The organism is Leeuwenhoekiella sp. W20_SRS_FM14, assembly GCF_052119605.1.
Lineage (GTDB): Bacteria > Bacteroidota > Bacteroidia > Flavobacteriales > Flavobacteriaceae > Leeuwenhoekiella.
In genome coordinates this window covers 1-21321 of record NZ_JBGQOK010000010.1, presented here as the reverse complement: position 1 = coordinate 21321, position 21321 = coordinate 1, and the positions used below count along the sequence as shown (strand labels likewise).

At 37.9% G+C, this 21321-nt stretch carries 22 protein-coding genes; 18 read left to right on the top strand and 4 right to left on the bottom strand.

The window, feature by feature from the left end; all coding sequences use genetic code 11:
- Positions 1 to 267 precede the first annotated feature (267 nt).
- Positions 268 to 1110: an SdiA-regulated domain-containing protein gene (locus ACEN25_RS15130; protein WP_441803647.1), complete on the top strand. Its 843-nt coding sequence runs from the start codon at positions 268 to 270 to the stop codon at positions 1108 to 1110.
- Here the strand turns inward: ACEN25_RS15130 and ACEN25_RS15125 are convergent.
- Both ACEN25_RS15125 and ACEN25_RS15120 read right to left on the bottom strand, forming a co-directional pair.
- Positions 1107 to 2342: an OmpP1/FadL family transporter gene (locus ACEN25_RS15125; protein ID WP_441803646.1), complete on the bottom strand. Its 1236-nt coding sequence runs from the start codon at positions 2340 to 2342 to the stop codon at positions 1107 to 1109. The two genes, ACEN25_RS15130 and ACEN25_RS15125, sit on opposite strands and share 4 nt — an antisense overlap.
- Entirely contained in the window at positions 2320 to 3630 is a 1311-nt protein-coding gene (locus tag ACEN25_RS15120; RefSeq protein ID WP_441803645.1) for a DUF4270 family protein, read from the bottom strand. The genes ACEN25_RS15125 and ACEN25_RS15120 overlap by 23 nt, the downstream gene beginning before the upstream one ends.
- Before the next feature lie 229 nt (positions 3631 to 3859).
- Here ACEN25_RS15120 and ACEN25_RS15115 point away from each other — a divergent pair, with 229 nt between their 5' ends.
- The 11 genes from ACEN25_RS15115 to ACEN25_RS15065 all read left to right on the top strand — a co-directional run bounded on the left by ACEN25_RS15115 (position 3860) and on the right by ACEN25_RS15065 (position 13997).
- Positions 3860 to 4717, top strand: coding sequence for a hypothetical protein (locus ACEN25_RS15115; RefSeq protein ID WP_441803644.1), 858 nt, complete (start codon positions 3860 to 3862; stop codon positions 4715 to 4717).
- Between the two features lie 3 nt (positions 4718 to 4720).
- The gene (locus ACEN25_RS15110; protein WP_441803643.1) at positions 4721 to 5713 is read left to right on the top strand and encodes a Kelch repeat-containing protein; all 993 of its coding nucleotides are present in this window, start codon (positions 4721 to 4723) and stop codon (positions 5711 to 5713) included.
- 92 nt (positions 5714 to 5805) lie between these two features.
- The gene (locus ACEN25_RS15105; protein WP_441803642.1) at positions 5806 to 6138 is read left to right on the top strand and encodes a DUF4907 domain-containing protein; all 333 of its coding nucleotides are present in this window, start codon (positions 5806 to 5808) and stop codon (positions 6136 to 6138) included.
- A 3-nt stretch (positions 6139 to 6141) separates the two neighbouring features.
- Positions 6142 to 7155 (top strand): sensor histidine kinase, encoded by a 1014-nt coding sequence (locus ACEN25_RS15100; RefSeq protein WP_441803641.1) that lies wholly within the window; start codon positions 6142 to 6144, stop codon positions 7153 to 7155.
- The gene (locus tag ACEN25_RS15095) at positions 7155 to 7886 is read left to right on the top strand and encodes a LytR/AlgR family response regulator transcription factor (RefSeq protein ID WP_371455761.1); all 732 of its coding nucleotides are present in this window, start codon (positions 7155 to 7157) and stop codon (positions 7884 to 7886) included. The genes ACEN25_RS15100 and ACEN25_RS15095 overlap by 1 nt, the downstream gene beginning before the upstream one ends.
- 206 nt (positions 7887 to 8092) lie before the next feature.
- Entirely contained in the window at positions 8093 to 8230 is a 138-nt protein-coding gene (locus ACEN25_RS15090) for a calcineurin-like phosphoesterase C-terminal domain-containing protein (RefSeq protein WP_441803711.1), read from the top strand.
- A 76-nt stretch (positions 8231 to 8306) separates the two neighbouring features.
- On the top strand, positions 8307 to 9227 hold the full coding sequence (locus ACEN25_RS15085; protein ID WP_441803640.1) for a glycerophosphodiester phosphodiesterase family protein: 921 nt from the start codon (positions 8307 to 8309) through the stop codon (positions 9225 to 9227).
- Positions 9228 to 9593, top strand: coding sequence for a glyoxalase (locus tag ACEN25_RS15080; RefSeq protein WP_441803639.1), 366 nt, complete (start codon positions 9228 to 9230; stop codon positions 9591 to 9593).
- Positions 9594 to 9711: 118 nt separating this feature from the next.
- Positions 9712 to 10149, top strand: coding sequence for a hypothetical protein (locus ACEN25_RS15075; RefSeq protein ID WP_441803638.1), 438 nt, complete (start codon positions 9712 to 9714; stop codon positions 10147 to 10149).
- A gap of 118 nt (positions 10150 to 10267) precedes the next feature.
- Positions 10268 to 12496, top strand: coding sequence for a TonB-dependent receptor (locus tag ACEN25_RS15070; RefSeq protein WP_441803637.1), 2229 nt, complete (start codon positions 10268 to 10270; stop codon positions 12494 to 12496).
- Between the two features lie 307 nt (positions 12497 to 12803).
- The gene (locus ACEN25_RS15065) at positions 12804 to 13997 is read left to right on the top strand and encodes an esterase (RefSeq protein WP_441803636.1); all 1194 of its coding nucleotides are present in this window, start codon (positions 12804 to 12806) and stop codon (positions 13995 to 13997) included.
- An 86-nt stretch (positions 13998 to 14083) separates the two neighbouring features.
- Here ACEN25_RS15065 and ACEN25_RS15060 read toward each other — a convergent pair whose 3' ends face one another.
- Both ACEN25_RS15060 and ACEN25_RS15055 read right to left on the bottom strand, forming a co-directional pair.
- Positions 14084 to 14467 carry a DUF3037 domain-containing protein gene (locus tag ACEN25_RS15060; RefSeq protein WP_441803635.1) on the bottom strand — a complete coding sequence of 128 codons (384 nt, stop codon included), beginning with the start codon at positions 14465 to 14467 and terminating at the stop codon, positions 14084 to 14086.
- Positions 14445 to 15239: a HipA family kinase gene (locus tag ACEN25_RS15055; protein ID WP_441803634.1), complete on the bottom strand. Its 795-nt coding sequence runs from the start codon at positions 15237 to 15239 to the stop codon at positions 14445 to 14447. The genes ACEN25_RS15060 and ACEN25_RS15055 overlap by 23 nt, the downstream gene beginning before the upstream one ends.
- Before the next feature lie 272 nt (positions 15240 to 15511).
- On the opposite strand from ACEN25_RS15055, the gene ACEN25_RS15050 reads away from it, so the two are divergent.
- The 6 genes from ACEN25_RS15050 to ACEN25_RS15025 all read left to right on the top strand — a co-directional run bounded on the left by ACEN25_RS15050 (position 15512) and on the right by ACEN25_RS15025 (position 20799).
- On the top strand, positions 15512 to 15856 hold the full coding sequence (locus tag ACEN25_RS15050) for a PadR family transcriptional regulator (protein WP_441803633.1): 345 nt from the start codon (positions 15512 to 15514) through the stop codon (positions 15854 to 15856).
- Positions 15846 to 16436: a hypothetical protein gene (locus ACEN25_RS15045; protein WP_441803632.1), complete on the top strand. Its 591-nt coding sequence runs from the start codon at positions 15846 to 15848 to the stop codon at positions 16434 to 16436. Before ACEN25_RS15050 ends, ACEN25_RS15045 begins: the two co-directional genes overlap by 11 nt.
- Before the next feature lie 4 nt (positions 16437 to 16440).
- A complete protein-coding gene (locus tag ACEN25_RS15040; RefSeq protein ID WP_441803631.1) occupies positions 16441 to 17760 on the top strand; it encodes a serine hydrolase domain-containing protein in 1320 nt (439 codons plus the stop codon).
- 53 nt (positions 17761 to 17813) lie between these two features.
- Positions 17814 to 18272, top strand: coding sequence for a hypothetical protein (locus tag ACEN25_RS15035; protein WP_441803630.1), 459 nt, complete (start codon positions 17814 to 17816; stop codon positions 18270 to 18272).
- Between the two features lie 18 nt (positions 18273 to 18290).
- Entirely contained in the window at positions 18291 to 19118 is an 828-nt protein-coding gene (locus ACEN25_RS15030) for a sulfurtransferase (protein ID WP_441803629.1), read from the top strand.
- A gap of 70 nt (positions 19119 to 19188) precedes the next feature.
- Entirely contained in the window at positions 19189 to 20799 is a 1611-nt protein-coding gene (locus tag ACEN25_RS15025) for a family 43 glycosylhydrolase (protein WP_441803628.1), read from the top strand.
- Positions 20800 to 21321 lie beyond the last annotated feature (522 nt).

Sequence of the window (21321 nt, the reverse complement as noted above, 5' to 3'; positions counted from 1 at the left end):
TTGTATTTGCGAAATTACTAAACCCCGAAGCTACAACGTAGATTTTGACAAAACACTTTTCGATTTTTAAATAAATCAGAATAAGTAGGCATTAGAAACCACTTTAATTGACCAAAACCCCGTAAAACTTATGATTAGTAATCTGCAAACAGGGCTAAGGCACAAGATTTGCATCTTTTTAAGAGAAACTAAATTTAGGCTCACGAACTTTACTGCTATACGGTAGATTGAATTGTTGGCCTAAGAGAAAAATTAAAATAACGAGTTATGAATTATTTAAAATATATAGGTCTGGTATTGGCAATAGGAGTGTTTTCGGCTTATTATACTCCGCAGCAGCTTTCAGAAAATGTCAAGAAACACGATTTAACAATTGTAAACAGCTGGGAGCTTCCTGACGCACTACGCGAAGTGTCGGGCATAGATTGGATAGGTGATGATAAACTTGCAGCTATTGAAGATGAAGATGGTATCATTTACATCTACGACTTAAAGGCAAAAAAAATTACTAAAGAAATTGAGTTTGCAGACGATGGCGATTATGAAGGAATTGCGGTAAATGGTAAAAATGCCTACGTAATGCGCAGTGACGGTTTGCTTTTTGAAGCACTCAATTACCAGTCAGATCAAATAATAACTAAGACTTATCAATCTAAAATGTCTCATAAAAATAACGTTGAAACGTTAGCATTAGATGCAAAGAATAATCGTCTGTTAACAGCCCCTAAAGATGAAGACCCTAATGATGAAAATATTAAAGGTGTTTATGCTTTTGATTTGAAAGGGCAGGCTATGCTTTCAGATTTAATTTTTAAAGTAGATATGAAGGACAAGGCGCTAAAGGATTATGAAGAGAAGAAAAGTTATAAAACGTTTAGACCTTCAGATCTGGCGGTACACCCTAAAACCGGGGAACTTTACGTGCTTGAAGGTGTAAACCCAAAGCTGCTTATTATGAATACAAAGGGAGACATTAAAAACGTATTTAAACTCGATAAAGACGACTTTGCGCAACCAGAAGGAATAACGTTTAGTCCAGATGGCAGGTTATTTATATCTAATGAAGCAGCGGGTGGAAAAGCCACAATATTAGAAGTTAAAATTCTTTAATTGTATTTAGATTTTACAAACCAAATACCATCTAAACTAAAGTTAACAGAAAGCGAATGAATGTTCTCACGTATAAGTCCATTTGCTAGCTCGCCATTCTGTCCATACGAATACATTAAATTAAGCTTAGAACCGCTTCGGCTAATAGGAAGCCCTACTCCCACGCTCATCGAATAATTTTTAACATCAGCTCCAGAAAGATTTAAATAGCCGGTATCATAATTAAGTCCGGCTCTATATTCTACATTTTCCCAGTAATATATACTTCCAGGTTTTGGTGTGAATGATAATCCGGTTATAAAAATATTTTGATCAATTAGGGTGCCATATCCCGATTCTTGATCGGTATCAGACCATAGTTTACGGGTATAGTCTGCATAGACCGCATAGTTTTTTCCGAATTTAAATTCGGTACCTATCCCTACTTCTAGAGGAAGTTCAAAATCTTTTATCGATGTATCTTCAGTAATCGCATCAGCATAATCCTGCGTGATGATACTATTTTGGGTGGTTTTTAATTGTGAAGGTAATTTTACAGTACTTCCTATTGCTATTTTATCGGTCACTTCATACTGTAATCCTAATCCAAGTCGGTATCCAGAATATCTATTTTCACGTTGAATATTTAAGGAATAGTCATAAATAGTATTAAATTCGGTCTGTTCTGTTTTTCCGAAGAAATATGAGCCAGTTATACCGAGACGAAAATTATTAAATACCGCGTAACCATAATTTAAATCCAGCGAATTTAATGATCCATTACCACTTACATCTGATGAGTAAAATTCTGTTGAACCTTCAATACTGCGTTCAATACCTGTAATATCATATCCTACATTACTATAAGGAGCGAGTACAACACTTACTGCAGATTTTTTTGTTACTGGAAACGCTAATGCAAGATTTGAAAAAGTTGAGTTTGTTTGTTTAGATGTCCCTGCTCCTTCATTAAGATTAAATAATTGGGAGGTGTAACCTATATCAAAATAAAAATGATTTAGTGGCATAGCTCCTAATGAAGCTGGATTTAAACTATTTAGGGAGTTGTCTGACTTTAAGGCAATCCCGGCACCACCTAAAGCATTTGTTTTTCCGGTACTAAAGGTGTTAGGGATACCTGCTCCAAAAAGCGAGTACGGGGAATTTGAAAGTGCATTAGTTTGTGCCGCCAGACCACCTGTTGCCAGCAATATTATAAGAAGTATGTATTTATTCATTATCGTAAACTGCATAAATAAGAATGATTTGTAATTTGAGTGTTTCTGAAGCTTTGTTACCGTAAAAGCTGTATCTATTCACACTTTCACTCATTGCAGGATCTAATAGTGCCAAGTACCAATTATCTCCATTAGAATCCGTTGTTTTCTGATCTAAGAAGTAATGTATAGGTACCGAAAAAGTAGTTTGTGAAAATTCATCAGAGTTTGCGACAACTGTACCTGATGCTTCATTGCCTTCATAGTCATATAGGTTGCCGAGAATCTGGTTTTTTTGATCGATGATATAACAACTAAGACTACTTCCCGCGGAAAGTGATGTGCTTTCTACTTTTGTGTTTAATGAGATTAGCAGATTAGCACCTAATAGAGTTCCGCTGCCTTCTATATAATCTAAGCCGGCAAGATGCGGGATTGATATGCGCGAGGCTATACCCAGACCTGCCTGTATATAGCTAAACCCACCACTATCTTCTGCATCTACATTAATTTCCTGATCGTCTAAATTTTCAAAATAGGTAGTATCGCGATCACTGCTAAGATTATGATAGGAATACGAACTATTAAATGTCATATCAAACGAGTTCTCGTCTTCTTCTTCAACCTCATTAGGTAAGGAGTAGTAAATACGAATACTACTAGCCGGTAGAAATCCTAAAATTGTGGTGTTATTTTCATCAGGCACTAAAGCCAGTCCGCGGTGGGTACGTAAAAATTCATCACTATTATTAATATAATTATCTTGAATCTCGTCAAATAAGAGTTGGCCATAGGCATCTTCAAGTCTAAGGTGTAAAGAATCTTCACGTATAGGTCTTGGAGTGTAGGTAACTTCGCTTATTACATTTTCATCATATTTAAAAGTGGTTGTATTGTAGAAATACCCGTCATCTGTAGGTTGAATATCTTGCAAAACTTCGTGAATGCGCAATGTTTGAACCTGCGTGGTATCATTATAAAAGTAGTCGTCATAATTTAATATGAGTACTATAGAATCAAATACAGCATCACTATCTAGTGTGTACATGCTGTTTGTTAACTGGGTGTATATCGTGCTCGAGGTTTTACCGAATATAGGATCATCATAGGAGCCTAATAATAATCTACTGGTTGAAGATACTTGTACCGAGTCAAATTTAAAGGTGCTGCTTTCAACAGTCATTGTATCTATATACAAAACACGTGTATCACTATCGACCCAGTCTTCACCCACAGGAAAACTTGCATCATCTTGAGAACACGATCCTAATAGCAACATAAACGAGCTAAGAAGAACACACATTTTAATTAGGATTTTTGACATAGTGTATTTGAATTTAGCAGCAAACCTAGTAGGCTCATTTGGGGTGGTCAAATACAATAGACAAATACCTTAAATCTTACCCTCAATCCTCGCTTTTTATCTATGAATAAACTGTAGCAGCGTTTGTCGATAAAAAATGCATATGGGTAGAGGTGATCTCGGTGCTCATCCATTATGTTTTTTTAACCAAAACAGCTCCTCTAGTTTTGGTCAAAATTAGAATGAAGGAATGCACAGGTATCTTATAATGGTTTTAGTATTAGCATATAACAGCTTTGGTTTTAGTCAGGAAATTAATCCGCAGATTAGTTTTGATTATACGCTTATGCCTGCTACATCAGAAAATATTTCTGCTCAGCTTTTTGATGGTTCCTTGGCTATTCCGTTAGAATTTGGTGCATTCAGTATAAAGCCGGTGGTAGGTTTGCGTAATTATGATTTTGAATATTGGGAGGGTATGTCCTTTAATACAGAGCCAGTAGAGCGTATTCATAATTTATATTCTGGTGTAGAGATTAATTACAGTTTAGATGAGAGTTGGGAGTTAGGAGGTGGTGTAGAGGTTTTTAACGCTTCAAACTTAGATGCAGATCAATATGTTATAACCGGCAATGCCCACCTTAATTATAATTTCAAAACTGCATTTCCGGTAGCGGTTGAGGTAGGAGCATTATACGATTCGCCATTAGGGAAACTCGAATTTTTACCTACCGTTGCTTTGACGACAACCTATAGAAAATATCAGATACAATTAGGTTTTCCTAAAAGTAGCCTTCAGTATAAATTATCTGAAAATAGCTTGCTCGAAGCGGCTTATGCTTTTGAAGGAGATTATTTTCACCTAGCAGATGAGCTCACTTTTAATTCAGTTGAACTAGCGCGGGAGGTAGGCTTGAGTCAGCAAAAATTAAGCCTTGGCTATACGTATAATCTAGATCCTAACTGGTCCTTTTCATTAAGTGGTCGATATCTATTAAAAAACGAACTCTCATTTTATACGGGTAACGACGATACGATTTACGATCTGGACCTGGGTGCCGGACCAGTTTTTTCTACCGGAATTAAATTCAATTTTTTCAATAAATAAACAATGAAACGAATGACTAACAATCGAATATTTTTAATGCTTACCGGTATGGTAACGCTTGCATTTGCAAGTTGTAGTAGTGATGATGACTTTGAACGCGGAAACTGGCAAGAACGCTCTGTTTTTGATGGAGTGCCACGTAGTAACGTTGCCGGTTTTACGATAGGTAATTTTGGATACATGGGAACAGGATATGATGGGGATGATTATTTAAATGATTTCTGGCAATATGATATTGAGAATGATTATTGGGTGCAAAAGGCAGATTTTCCTGGGACGGCACGTAGCTCTGCAAAAGGGTTTAACCTGGATGGTATGGGTTATTTAGGTACGGGTTACGATGGGGATTTTGAGCTTGCAGATTTCTGGCAATACAATCCGGGATCTAATGTTTGGACTCAGAAAGCAGATTTTGGTGGAGGTGAGCGTAGAGCGGTAACAGCTTTTAGCGGTTCGGGCTATGGGTATATGGGAACCGGCTATGATGGAGATAATGATCGTAAAGATTTCTGGAAATATGATCCCGCATCAGACTCTTGGATAGAGCTTGTAGGTTTTGGTGGTGATAAACGTAGAGATGCAACAGCATTTACCATTAATAGTACGGTTTACTTTGGTACCGGTGTGAGCAATGGCTTATATCTTACAGATTTTTGGAGTTTTAATACTGCAACAGATACATGGAGCCGTTTGACAGATCTTGATGAAGAAGATGATTACGCAATTACCAGATCAAATGCTGTAAGTTTTAGTATAGATGGCCTGGGTTATATAGTAAGTGGTTATCTGGGAGGTGCTATAGGTAGCACTTGGGAATATGACCCTTTAACAGATGAGTGGGAAGATATTACATCGCTAGAGGCAACTGCCAGACAAGATGCGATAAGTTTTACTACAGGTACTCGTGGTATTATCGCATTAGGAAGATCTGGTAGTTTATATCTTGACGATTCATATGAATTGTTTCCTCAAGATGAATATGACGATGAAGATTAGTAGTTAAGTTTTTTTTGTTAGCCCGGGGTGTTTTTATAAGTACAAAAAAGTTTTAGCACTCCGGGTTTTTTTAACCCTAACAGTAAAAAGTTATGAAATTTAAAAGAGGGCTTTTATATTTAGGCATATCTTTAAGCTTTATGCTTGTAGCAAGTGCGATCTGGCTCGCCTATCAAGAAAAGCCATTGTATACGCACGTTTTCAAGACTGAAACAGGTTATGGCTATTCTATTATTGATCATGGTAAAATCATTATCAAGCAAGAGTATATCCCTGCGGTAGCATCACAACTTAGTTTTTGTTCAAAAGAGGATGCAAAAAACACAGGAGATCTGGTGTTGTCAAAAATCAGTAAACGGATGAGTCCTGCAATTACCCACGAGGAGCTGCAAAAAATAGGAATTAAATTTAACTGCCAGAACTAGCATATGTCTAGAAAGATTTTACTTCATTTAGGAATATGGTTAACTTTTATAAGTCTGTTCATATTTGAAGTATATTCAAGTTCAGACTTGTTTTCAATGCGACCAAGTCTAATTCTACTATTTAATTTATTGCTTTTTTACTTTAATTATTCGGTGCTAGTACCGCGCCTGTTATTAAAGAAAAAAATTACGCATTACATCATATTACTTCTTGTCATTTTTATTCTGATATTAATTGTACAAGAATTTATTTTTGAAGGTCCGCCGGGAAAATTTAGAAATCCACCAGATTTCAACCGACCAAAACCGCCCATCTTTAACTTTTTAAGGTTTTTATTTCCGCTTATTATGTCGTTGAGTTTTGTTGTTATAGGTACAACAATTAGAATGTATGAGCAGTGGAATCGCAGTATGGTAGAAGAAAAGGAGATTGAGGCATTTAAAACCCGCACAGAACTCCATTATCTCAAAAATCAGTTAAGTCCGCATTTTTTATTCAACTCGTTGAATAGTATTTACTCTTTGATTTATAACAAATCTGAAGAGGCATCAGAAGCGGTAATTATGCTTTCAGAACTAATGCGTTATATGCTGTATCAGGCAGATAAGGATTTTGTAGCGCTTACAGACGAATTAAATTATATGCAAAATTACGTACGCCTTCAGCGCTTGCGTATCGCAAATAATGAAAATGTCACGCTTAATATTCACGGGGCTGTAACCCATCAAAAAATAAGGCCGTTATTACTTATCTCATTTATCGAAAATGCGTTTAAATACGGTACAGACTATAAAGGAAATACTCAGGTACGTATTGTAATTCACGTAACCGAAAATGTGCTCAAATTCAGTTGTAAAAATCTTATTGGCTCACGTAAAAAGGATCTTAATAATTCTGGTATCGGACTTCAAAATACACGAGAACGCATAAAATTACTTTATGGAGATAAACATACCTTAAATGTTTATGAAGAAGACTCCAGTTTTATAGTTAATTTAGAATTAAACTTAGATTGATGCGCTGTTTACTTGTAGATGATGAGCCTCTGGCATTAGATGTAATAGCATCTTACCTCGAGAAAGTAGAAGGAGTAGAACTTGTAGCACGCTGTACAAATCCTCTTGAAGCAATACATATTTTAAGCGAGCAGTCTGTTGATCTCGTTTTTCTTGATATAGAGATGCCCAATCTTTCTGGGATTGATCTAGTAAAATCGCTCGATCGTCTTCCGCAGTTTATCTTCACAACCGCTTATCCTCAATATGCGCTTGAAGGGTTTGAGCTCAACGCAACAGACTATTTAGTAAAACCTATACCTTTTCCGCGCTTTTTAAAAGCTATAGCTCGAGCTAAAGAAAAATTTGAAGCCACTTCTAATAAATTGGCAGAACCCAAAGCACTACAGGCACCTCAAATACCAGACACAACTCCGGCTTTTATATTTGTCAAATCTGAATATGAAAATATAAAGATCGATGTCGCAGATATACGCTATATGCAGGGCTTAAAAGATTATATAAAAATTTACACCCAGCATTCAGAGAAAGCAATTCTCACGCTAAGTAGCTTTAAAGAATTATTAGACAAGCTACCTCAGCAAAATTTTTTAAGAACTCATCGTAGCTTTATTGTAAATATCAATGCCATACGAGCGGTTCAAAAAAGTAAAATTGTAATCGACGAGATTCGTATTCCTATTGGCGATACCTATAAAGATGAGGTATTTAAAAAACTCAATATTTCATAATAGACTACATACGTTTCGACTTTTAAGCTGTTGTTGTAATTCTTAACCAAAAGGTAAAGCGTTTTATTACGAGAAAGCGCCGCTATGTATTTCTTTTGTTTTAACTGAAAGACTATGCAAGCCCAGCTTACCAGCTATACAGATTTAGAGCTACAACTTCTCCTCAATAAAGATCGGGATCACGCCTTTAATTTAATATTTGACAAATACTGGAAACGAGTAAACATTTATGGCGTGCTACGTTACCTACAAAATTACCGGTAGGAACCCATAAAATAGAAGTTAGAGCGACAGATCAATATGGAAAAACCCATAGTGGTGAAGCTTCCTACAGATTAGAATAAAATTATTAATACTTGTTTGTTTGAGCCTGCCTATATTGTAAAATAGATGGCGGGCTTTTTTTAAATTGAATCCACAATGAAAAATGTAATTTTAGGAACACTTACTCTGGTTTTAATTGCGACAGGCTGTAAGTCAAAATCTGAAGAGCAAGAACCGATGAAGGTAGCAGAACAACATACAATACAGGTACAAGGTCACCGTGGTGAACGCGGTAATTTGCCGGAAAATTCGATTCCTGCATTTTTAAGTGCTTTACGTAAAGGTGTTGAGGTTCTTGAGCTTGATGTTGTGATTTCTAAAGACAAGCAGGTCGTGGTAAGTCACGAGCCGTATATGTTGGCTTTGTATATGACAACTCCGCAAGGGGATTCCATATCTGTTACAGATGAGAAAAATTATAATCTGTATGAAATGAATTATGCCGAGATCAAACAATTTGACGGCGGTTCTAAAGGAAACGTTCGCTTTCCGCAGCAGCAAAAAATGAAAACCTACAAGCCGTTGCTGAGTGAGGTTTTTGATACTGTTGCGTCGACTATTGAAGCAGAAAATCTTAAACCTGTAAAATTTAATATTGAGATTAAATCTGAAGAAGATGTTTATGGCATATTTCAGCCCGGTCCAGACGAATTTGTAGAACTGGTAATGCAGGTGATACACGATAAAAATGCAGAGGATAAGGTAAATATTCAGTCTTTTGATAAACGTATTCTTGAGGTGATGCACAGTAAATATCCTGATATCGAACTGGCATATTTAGTAGAAGAAGGTGACTTTGCAAATAATCTCGCATTACTCAGTTTTCAACCCCAGATTTATAGTCCGTATTTTAAGTTACTCGATTCAACAGAAGTTGCCGCAATACACGCAAAGGGAATGCAGGTTATTCCGTGGACGGTCAATGAGCCAGCAGATGTTGACGCAGTTATTAATTTAAATGTAGATGGTATTATAACAGATTACCCCGAGCGGGTGATTGAGAAATTGAAGAATTAAATGAACTACAAACTCAAATCAATTCGACCATTTATAGGAGCTAAAGATTTTGAAACTTCATGTAGGTTTTACCGGGATATGGGTTTCAACGAAGTGTTGCTTCCGCCTAAAATGGCAGTGTTTACTCTAGGAGATTTCTCCTTTTATTTGCAGGATGCCTACGTCAAAGATTGGATAGACAATACCATGCTTTTTCTCGAAGTTGAAGACTTAGAACAGCACCTGATTGATATAAAAGCGCTTCAATTGCCACAAAAATATCCCGGAGTTCGGGTTTCAGAAATTGTGACTAACGATTGGGGAGCCGAGTTTTTTGTGCACGATCCTTCCGGAATACTCTGGCATATAGGAAGTTTTAAAAATTAAAATTTACCGTATAATATCATTTATAGATATCTGGTTAAGGATTAAATTTCAACCAAAAAATCACGGTTAAGAAAGGTATAGTATTAGTTTTGTAAACTTCAGTATTGAGTGAGGTTTGATGTTTAAAAAAGAATCTTTTTTACAATCTAATGGGGTCGCGCTTGCAAGTCTTTTTTTGGCACTTGTATATGTACTGGCGCCATTACAGAAAGAGATGCTTACACTGCTTCACGATCTGGAACATAAATTTGATCATGTTACTTCTAGTGATCACAATCACGATTTTTTAAATGCAGAGCAGCTTCTTGCAGAAGCCGGTCACGATCACCGTACTTTAGAATACATCAAACAGGTATTAGAGCCTTTTGGGGATGATGTTCAGCAAGAAAAGAAAGAACAAAAGCCGGTTAAAATTGATAAACATCTTCCTGGCACACATTTCAAAACAGACTTTGCAACTTTTCAGTTAAGAAAAGAGCAAGTGATAAAATTTATCGCTGCTTCACAGCAACAGTGGGCACTTCATACGCCATCACCTCCTCCTAAATTAGTATAGTTTATATCGTTTTACAGCAACCGCTACACCAGGGGTTGGATTTCCGGTACGGTACATTTCTCCAATAACCAGGAGAGGTGATTACTGTGCATCTTATTATTCAATTAAAACTATACTTATGAAACACAGTGTACTACTGTTACTGTTGCTTTGCGCATATCTGGGTTTTGCTCAGAATTTTAGCGGAAGCATTATTGATATTAAAAATAATGCTTTAGAAAATGTCAATATTTATAACCTTTCTAAAGGCAATCATACCCATACCAATCACAACGGAACGTTCATACTACCTAACGCACGGGTTAATGATTCTCTTGTAATCTCCAGATTGGGTTTTCAAACCTTAACGCTGGTTCTTACACCAAAACTGCTTGCTCAGCCCCAGGTGTTAAACCTTGAAGAAGCGAGTACCTCACTAGATCAGGTGGTGCTTACTGCAGAAGTGAATAGCCTGAGCAGTATTGTAGCTGTAGATCTACAGCTCAATCCCGTTAAATCTTCACAGGAAATCCTTAGAAAAGTACCGGGTCTTTTTATTGGTCAGCACGCCGGTGGTGGTAAAGCCGAACAGATTTTCTTACGGGGTTTTGACGTAGATCACGGCACTGATGTTGCCATTAGCGTTGACGGGATACCCGTCAATATGGTGTCTCACGCACATGGGCAGGGTTATGCAGATTTACATTTTGTGATTCCTGAAACGATAAAGAATATTGACTTCGGAAAAGGTACTTATTATGCAGATAAAGGAAACTTTAATACAGCAGGTTATGTTGACTTAAGATTAAAAGATCAGCTCGATGCAAGTAGTATTTCGCTGGAAGCAGGTCAGTTTAACACCTCGCGCTTAACAGGGATGTTCAATCTTATTGATGAAAAAGCGCATACCGCTTATCTGGCTTCTGAAATCTATTTAACCGATGGTCCTTTTGATGCGCCTCAGGATTTTAACCGCCTCAATATTATGGGGCGGTATACATATACCAATCCCAATAAAGACAAACTCACACTTAGTGCTTCGCATTTTCAAAGCAAGTGGGATGCCTCTGGGCAAATTCCGCAGCGGGCTGTTGATCAAGGCTTAATAGGTCGTTTTGGAGCCATAGATGCTACCGAAGGTGGGCAAACCAGCCGGTCAAACCTCAGCCTCAACCACCTTAAACATCTGGAGCATGACGCGATTTTAAAAACCAATGCTTTTGTCTCCAAGTATGATTTTGAATTGTTTTCTAATTTCACCTTTTTCTTAGAAGACCCGGTAAACGGTGACCAGATCAAGCAACAGGAAGATCGTTTTATAGCAGGTTTGCAAAGTGTGTATGAGCGACGTCATCTTCGACTTGCTGACGAAAGTACACTCGATTATCAAGCCGGTGTAGGGTTTAGATATGACAATGTAAATGGGGTAGAGCTGTCTCGTACCCTAAACCGCCAGACTACTTTAGAACGTCTGGCTTTGGGAGATGTAGATGAACTCAATATGTTTGCATTTTTAAATACCGAATTTAAAACCGGAAAGTTCACCTTTAATCCGGCTTTGCGTCTCGACTATTTTAAGTTTAATTATTATAACAAACTCACCGAAATCTATGATAATAAAAGTGAGTCTAAAGTAGCTTTCAGCCCTAAATTCAATACAATATTTTCAGTAAACCGCAATTGGCAACTTTTTTTAAAAACAGGAATTGGTTTTCATTCTAATGATGCACGTGTCGTTGTTGCAAATAGCGGAGAAGATATTTTACCGGCTGCATACAGCGCAGATCTGGGAACTATTGTAAAACCTGTAGATAAACTGGCACTTAATGCCACCTTGTGGACGCTTATTCTCGAGCAGGAATTTGTGTACGTGGGCGATGCCGGTATTGTAGAACCCAGCGGAAAAACCCGTCGTATGGGGGTAGAAGTAGGAGCGCGTTATCAAATTTTAGACTGGTTATATCTGTATGGTGACGCCAATTATACCTATGCCCGAAGTACTGAAGAGCCTGATGGTGCAGATTACATTCCGCTGGCACCTAAATTTACCTCGGCGGGTGGTCTAAGTGTAGAAAATCTAAAAGGTTTTTCAGGTTCGTTAGGCTACAGATGGTTAGGCGACCGGGCAGCAAATGAAGACCATTCAATCACCGCAGAAGGCTATTTTGTAACCGATTTTAATGTCAATTACACGATTAAGAATTGGACGTTAGGTGTAATTGTTGAAAATCTTTTTGATACTAATTGGAATGAAACTCAGTTTGCTACAGAAAGCCGACTCTTCAACGAATCCACACCGGTCGAAGAAATTCACTTCACACCGGGAACACCCTTTTACTTAAGAGGAAAGGTCACCTATAGATTCTAATTACAATAAAACAAAGGGGAAGTTTATAGAGCTTCCTCTTTTTAATTTACTAATTAGGCATTAAAATTTTTACAAAGATCATTTTGAGGCTAAACGTATGTTTAAAATTTAAATTGTTTTAGTCGTAGCTATCATATAATCAACTATTAATTGCTATTTACAGCTTTCGCTAATTCTCGCAATATACCAAGGTAATTTATTAAGCGTATAAAATACATATTATGTATGCGAGTAATGGAGTATTTACTTAAATTTATAATTAAGTACGCAAACGTTTGAGTACTTTTCAAAAACCAATTTATTACCTATGAAAAACTATGTACTTCTTTTTATTTTAAGTGTTTCCTTTTTTGCGCAGGCTCAGGACACGCTATTTGGAGCGCCAGATGAACTTACTCCTAAAATTAACGATGATAAAACGGTAACATTTACGCTTAGAGCACCTAAGGCAGATAGCGTACAGGTAACCGGCGCTTTTTTACCCTTTACTAAAGTAAAAAGCCCTATGGGCGATATGGATAAAGAAGGGATTGCCAATATGACTAAAGGCGAAAACGGTGTATGGTCGTATACGACTTCAGTTCTTCCTTCAGATTTGTACAAATACCATTTTATAGTAGATGGTTTGCGTGTTGCAGATCCTACTAATTCTTTTGGTCTTCGTGATGTTTCAGCAATCACAAACTTTTTTATTGTTCCGGGAGATCGTGCAGACTTGTATATGGTGCAGGACGTACCTCACGGTACACTTGCCAGTCGCTGGTATGATTCACCGGGTTTAGGTATAGATCGCAAACTATCCATTTATACACCACCAGGTTATGAAGATTCAAAAGCAGACTATCCTGTTTTGTATTTATTACATGGTGCAGGGGGTGATGAAGAAGCCTGGTTAAATCTGGGGCGTACAGTACAAATTCTTGATAATCTTATCGCACAGGGTAAAGCAAAACCTATGCTGGTTGTAATGCCTAACGGTAACGTAGATCAGGATGCTGCACCGGGAGCTGGAAGCAGAGGCTATTATATGCCTACCTTCTTTACTGCAGAAACAATGAATGGTAAGTATGAAGCTAACTTTATGGATGTAGTAAAATTTGTAGAAAGTAATTACCGCGTTAAGGCTAAACAGGCGAGCAGAGCAATTGCAGGTCTTTCAATGGGTGGTTATCATACGATGCATATTTCGCGTTTTTATCCGGGCACTTTTGATTATGTAGGCTTGTTTTCTGCAGCGATTAATCCGCGTATTGACCAAAGTGGAGTAGGCGTTTATGACGATCTTGACGGTACCTTGAAAACTCAGATGGATAAAGGGTATAAACTGTATTATATGGCAATAGGTGAAACCGATTTTCTATATAAAACGAATGAAGAGTTTAGAGCTAGACTTGATAAAATAGGAATGCCTTATGAGTATGTAGAAAATGGTGACGGTCATATCTGGAGAAACTGGCGTATTTATCTTTCAGAATTTGTACCTAGATTGTTTCAGGAATAAACTTTCGCTTTCGTGAAAAATAGCAAGCCCTTTCGTAACTGAAGGGGCTTTTTTTATTAAAAATTTGCGTGTTTACGAGTACTAATTTACAGAACCAAATCCACAAAAAGCTGCTCCAGCGTTGCTTCTAAATCAACACTAAAACCCGGATGCGTTTTTGAAGTTTGAATCACCGAGCTTCGGGTGGCCGTAAGCCATCTAAAACGTTCAGAAGCTTCCAGTTGGGCGATAGGTCCGCCGTTTTTAGCACCCGCGCAAATCGCTTTAAAAGCTTCCAGATTCTTGGTGACCTGTTCTACGTCGAGTTCAGGGCAAAAGGCTTCCAGTTTTTTGGTATCCAGCTGAAAGCGCATCCCAATAAAGCTTGGGCGTTTGCAATACACAATCACGCCTACATTAAAAAATTCCTCACGATCAACCGCGGGCACAAGGCGTATTACCGCGTACTCATATAAGTGCTTTGCGTGCATCTTGTGCGGTTTTAGTGAATACTTCAGATTGTGCCAGTCGCGTACTTAAAAACTCAAAGTAGATTGCGCGTATCTCTTCTGCGTTTTCATCATAGCCTTCCCATTCAAGCCATTCTTGCGGGATGAGGTTAACGATATTTTGTAAAACTTCAGCTGATATTAAAGCTTTTAGTTTTGTATTTGCTTCTTCAAGTGCACTTGCCTGCGGAAGCAATACGTGATCTTTTATCAACCCAAAAGGCGTTTGAGCTCCTTGTTCCCAATTGGTAAAACTATGATGAAAATACAGTGATGCGCCGTGGTCTATAAGCCACAATTCGCGGCGCCACATCAGCATATTGGTGTTTCGAAACGTACGGTCAATATTGGTCATAAAGGCATCAAACCATACAATTTCTGAAGCTAAAGTGGCGTCTATTGTAGTGACCACCGGATCAAAATTTATTGCCCCCGATAAAAAGTGCAAACCAATATTTAAGCCCTGACTTCCTTTTAATAAATCCTGAATTTCCTCATCGGCTTCGGTACGGCCAAAGGCTTCATCAAGATGCGCAAATACCACTTCAGGAACTTTAAAACCTAATACCCTGGCCACTTCACAACCTATCAATTCTGCAATTAGCATTTTTACCCCGTGACCGGCGCCTTTAAACTTAACAACATATTTAAAACCGTCATCAGCATCTGCTACAGCAGGCAGTGAACCGCCTTCGCGCAGTGGCGTTATATACCGCGTAACATTAACGTGGCGAATTTCTGGAGTTGAATTCATTTACGTGTTTTTAAGGCTTGTAAAAATAGGTTTTTTGTATGGGGTCTGTGCCTGAAGTGTGACCCTCCCTGGCAATAAATGATAAAATCGCGATAGTTTGAATTGTTAGTAGAGAGTTTTTTAGGTGCAAAAAACAAGTGGTTTTGAAATTTATATTATTTAAAATCAATGTATTATAGAAAAAATAAATATTTTTCGAGATACATTGTATTGCTATGTAATTTATTTTATATTTACATTGTATTACTAGGTACAAACTAAAACAATGTATTTTGAAAGAAGAATTTGTAACAAAGTGGCAATCTCAGGTTAAGAAAGGAACCCTTTCGTTTATCGTATTAAATGCGATAAGTGCTAAAGAATTGTATGGCTATGAATTGATAGAAATAATTAAAGCTTCAACCGCCATAGAAATCGCAGAGGGAACCCTTTACCCCTTGATGAATCGCTTAACTAAAGAAGGGCTCACCACTTCTAAATGGGTAGAGCAAGAATCAGGAATTCCGAGGAAATATTATATCCTCACCAGTGATGGTGTCGCAACATTAAAGGAAATGCGCAAGTACTGGCATCAATTAGAAACATCAATTAAAACAATCACTACTAATGAAATTTAAACAAATCGTATTTGAAAATATTGAAGCACAACGTATATATGCTAATTATATACAAACCATAAAAAATGTTCTAAAACCGCTTTTAGCCGCAGATCGTGAAGAAGTACTTATGGAATTTAACAGCCATATTTACGAACATTTGCAGCAAAACAAAAATGTTTCAGAAGTAAAAGCATTACTTGATGTAATTGATAAACTGGGAGCTCCTGAGGTGGTGCTAAAGTCTTTAGTTGCAGATAAAATGCTTGATAAAGCAACTCGTAGTTTTAATCCTTTAGATGTTTTTAAAGCTCTGGTATTAAATATTACTAATGGGATTAGTTATATCATTTTTGCCCTTCTCTATCTTTTTTTAGGCACGTTTATCTTTTTGATCTTCGCTAAACTTTTAAATGACGATGTGGGCATGTATTATAAGGACAATGAATTTGTGGCATTAGGTTTTATCAATAACACAGCAACATATACAGAAGTACTGGGGTACTGGTTTATACCGGTAATGCTCGTTGCCATTCTCGTTTTTTATATGCTTATCACCTTACTCCTTCGTTTAAAAAAGTCAATACGTAAAAACAATTAATACTATGAAATCATATCTATACATTCTGTTTGCAGTATTCAGCAATATTCTGGTTGCACAGCAACAGTTCATAACGCCCGAAAAAGAAGCACAAATCACCAGTTATATTAACAATTTTGAAGAGCATAACAGACTCTTGGGTAGCCTCTCTATTTTTGAAGGTGATACCGAAGTGATAAACCGTTCCTTTGGGAGTATCCCCGCTTCGGCAACTACAAAATATCAAATAGGTTCTATTACCAAGCTGTTTACAGCGGTGCTTATGGCACAACTCGTAGAAGAGAACAAAATAGATTTTGATGAATCTTTAGCAAATTACTTCCCGCAGATGCCGGGTGCACAGGATATTACGATTAAAACTATGCTTAACCACACGAGCGGTCTTAAAGATTTTGTGGCAAAGCAAGACAGCCTCTACTATTGGCTAAAAAAGCCGGTGCAGCAAGATGAAATTTTTGAAGAGATTGCACGCCAAGGTCTTGCTTTTAAACCTGGAGACAGTATTGCTTATTCTAATGCGGGTTATTATTTACTGGCACGTATACTTGAAAAAAAGTATAAGAAATCATACGATGTTATTCTGGCTGAAAAAATTACCCAACCTTTAGGACTTAAAAATACATTCAGTCTTAATCGTGAAAGCTTTTATGATAATACGGCAGGTTCTTATACAAGAAAAGAAGATAATTGGGAGCCTCTTGAAGAGTTTTACTTTCCGAATGTTCAAGGAGTGGGAGATATTATAAGTACGCCTTATGACCTCAATGTTTTTATGAAAAATCTCTTTGATAATAAATTGCTGAAACCCGAAACACTAACGATGATGCTCCCTAAAAAAAGGGAGTGGTTTGGGATGGGTATGATGACGGTGCCTTTTTATGATCATACTGCATACGGTCACGGTGGTGATACCTATGGTACACATTCGGTTACCTCATACAATCCAGAAAATAAACTCAGAATCACCTATATTATAAATGGGGAAGATTACCCTACAAATGAATTTGCAATAGGTTTATTAAGTATTCTCTATGACAAAGAATACAAGTTGCCTCAATTAAAAGAATACACACCTAAACGGAGCTTTTACAAAACTTATGCCGGGACGTACAGCGCTGCAGACTTTCCTATAAAAATTAAAATTTATGAAGATGCAACTGTTTTAATGGCACAGGGAGAAGGGCAACCGGCTTTAGAATTGTCTCCGGTTGCAGAACATACTTTTGAATTTTTAAAAGCAGGCTTAACTATTCAATTTGACCCTTATGCTGAAACACTACTTTTAAAACAAGGCGGGCAGGAATTTAAACTGAAGAAGGAATAGTTACCTGATGAATAACTAAAAAGCAGTAGTTTTAGGGAAACTAAAAATTTAAAATGAGACTGTATCTTTTATTTATAGCCGCGTTTACACTTTTAATATCGTGCAAACCTTCCACAGAGAAGAACGCAGAACCTACTCTTAATCAGGAGCAACATATAGAGCCTGCGGTTGCTCAGGAAGAACCGGTTTTTGAATCTGAAGCAGATGCAAAACTTGCCTTGATGCAGGGTAACTGGTATAGCACTGAGGATGCTGCAGCGTATATAAAAATAAGTAATGATCAATTACTTATGGGTTATGAAGGTATTGAGGCTGCTTCAAATACTTATAGGATAACTATTGTAGATGAATTACCTGATGGTGAAGTGTCTAATCCTGATACGCAGTACTTGATTCTAAAGCAGGAAGCTGATATGATGACGTATGCTATTGATGAACTTACCGAAGATTCCTTAAGACTTCTATATCTGCCCAGGGGTAATTTTTTAACCTATAGCAGAACAAAACAGTAACCTTTATAAATCTTCAAAATGAAAAAAATAGTTTCCGCAGCCTGGCTTTACGAGAATCTGAAAGAGGAAAACCTGATTATTTTAGACGCGAGTTTAGGCGCCACTATAGATGGTACCCAAACCGATCTTAACGAAAAAACCATCCCCAATTCCAGGTATTTTGATTTAAAAGCTAACTTTTCTGATGGGAATGCGGCGTTTCCTAACACGCTTCCTACAGTGGCACATTTTGAAGCAGAATGTCAAAAACTAGGCATAAATACCGATTCAAAAATTGTGGTTTTTGATAATCTGGGAGTATATTCGAGTCCGCGAGTATGGTGGATGTTTAAAGCAATGGGGCATAAAAAAGTGTATGTTCTCGATGGTGGCCTTCCGGAATGGAACGCGCAGGGTTTTGAGGTGGAAGAACGCAAAGGCGCCAACTGGGAAACCGGAAATTTTAAAGCAACACTTCAGCAGGAATTGGTGGTAAGCTATGATGAGGTGGTTGCCAATACTAAGAACCCTTCTTTTCTTATTGTAGATGCCCGTTCTGAAGGACGTTTTAACGGCACCGAGCCTGAACCCCGAAAGCAATTGCAAAGCGGAAGCATTCCACATTCGGTAAATACCCCATATACCGAGGTTTTAGAAAACGGCAAATTCAAAAGCAAAGGCGCGCTTCAGGAAGTGTTTGACGATACGGTAGAGCAGGATAAAGATTTAGTATTTAGTTGTGGATCGGGTTTAACAGCATGTATTATTATGTTGGCTTCTGAAATTGCCGGACAAAAAAGCAAGCGGGTTTACGATGGCTCGTGGACCGAATGGGCCGAACTGCAAAACCTTAAAACCGGTTTGTAACAAAGGCACAGGATGCCGCAGGATGCGATTATAGTAAGCTTCTATTAATTTGAAGTCTCAAACTATCTTAATGTACAAACAGTTTAAATTAGTTAAGTTATATACAGAAGCGTTAGTATTCGGTTTATTCGTATTGAGTTTTGGTTTTAGTAGTTGTGCTCAAAATAAAACCATTACAAACGATTCGTTTTGGAACACGATTGACGGGGAACCTATTTACAGTCAGGGAGGTGGTGTTTTTCAATTTAATAATCCGCAGAGCGGAAAACCTACTTATTACTGGTATGGCGTGCATTACAAAGAAGCCGAGACCTATCGCAACGATCCCAGTGTAACGCTAGAAAATAACCATTTTCAAGGGGTGACTTGTTATTCATCTACAGATCTGGTAAACTGGAAATTTGAAAAACATGTACTTACTCCGGAAGCAGTAGGTTATGAAGAAAATCCTACCTGGCTGGGACGTATGGGTGTGGCTTACGTACCCGAAATTAACCAATATGCTTTGCTTATTCAGCATGGGAAGAATGTGATGATCGCTCTCGCTGATTCCCCGCTGGGGGACTTTATAGTACATCGGCATATTGATATGACAGACCGTATAGGCACCCCCAATACCGGAGATCAAACCGTTTTCACTGATCCTGCAACGGGTAAATCCTATCTGGTGTATTCTTACGGGCAGGGTCGAAATAAAATTTATCTGTCTGAAATTGGCATTCGCGATGGCAAGGTAGATTTATTAGATTGTGTTGAGGTTTTTCGGGGAGCAAGTCGCGAGGGCAATTGTATGTTTACCTACAACGGAAAATACTATATGGCAGCCTCCAATATTTACGGCTGGGACAGTTCGTTTGCCTATTATCTGGTAGCAGACAATATCTATGGACCCTATTTGCCCACAAACGAAATGAAAATTATGCCGGGTAGCGAAGCCGATTATGCGCACATTACCCAAACTGGTTTTTTCTACACCATAGCGGGAAGCCAGCAGGAAACCGTTTTGTACTGCGGGGATCGTTGGGCAGAATTTGCAGGAAACGGCCTTGGGTACAACCAGTGGTTTCCAATATCTTTTGAGGGTGAAACACCGCATTTTAATTCGTTAAGCGCATGGAATCTCGATGAACAAACCGGAAATTGGACAGTCGCCAAAACTAATAATTATGTAAAAAACGGTAGTTTTGAAGCTGATCGGCGTTACATACCCAGCAATAACAAACCGGTGCAGGAACAGCTTTTAGGTTGGAGTACCGAAATACTAAAAGGGAATTCCATTTCCACCACTGATCCCAATTCCCCGGTGCTGAATTACTTTAATACGGAAGCAGACCGCAAACAGGTGGTGGGTGAAAAAAGCCTGTACATTAGTGATGCTATCCCTTTTGAGCGGTTAATCTCTCAGGAAATCACGGCAACTCCCTACGTTGATCTTCCTGACGGAAACTACACGCTAAGCGCAAAAATCAAGAACACCGAAGGTTTTCTTAAGCTACAACTTTTTGCGACTAGCGCAGGAAGCACGCGAACACTAGATTTTAAAGCGGCAACTGCAGAGTGGACGAGCATCAGCTTATCAAACATCAACATACAAAATGGAAGCGTTACTATAGGTTTTGAAGTGAAGGCTCAGGCTGGTGCAGAAGCCATCATTGATGAGGTTGCTTTAATTCGGGAATGATTTTTTGTCACAGAAAGCTTAATAAACATCCAATTCTAAAAATGCTGAAAATTGGAAATCGGCATATAGAAAAGATCTCGTAAAATTTGATGTGAGGTTTCGTGAAATTTTCTGCTGTTTGACCCGCAGGGGAGTTCAGAAAATTTAGAAGCCGAATGATAAATTTAGAGATCATTTCTTAAGCCTAGCGTTTTTTGTTTCTTTTTTGGGCAATGCAAAAAAGAAGATATTATATTAATGAATAAAAGCAAGTGAATGCGCTTAACTCGGCCGGCGCACCGGCCTCAAACAGAACCGCCTGCGACGTTTCGCCCATTTCAAATTTTACGATATCTCCTTGTAGGCCGTTATTTAAGAACCCATAATTTTCGTATACTGAAGGATAAAAAAAAATTACAATCATCGGTTCAGAATAGGGGTGGAAAATTCAGGAAACATCAAATTTTAAAAATGCTGAAAATTGGAAATCGGCATATAGAAAAGATCTCGTAAAATTTGATGTGAGGTTTCGTGAAATTTTCT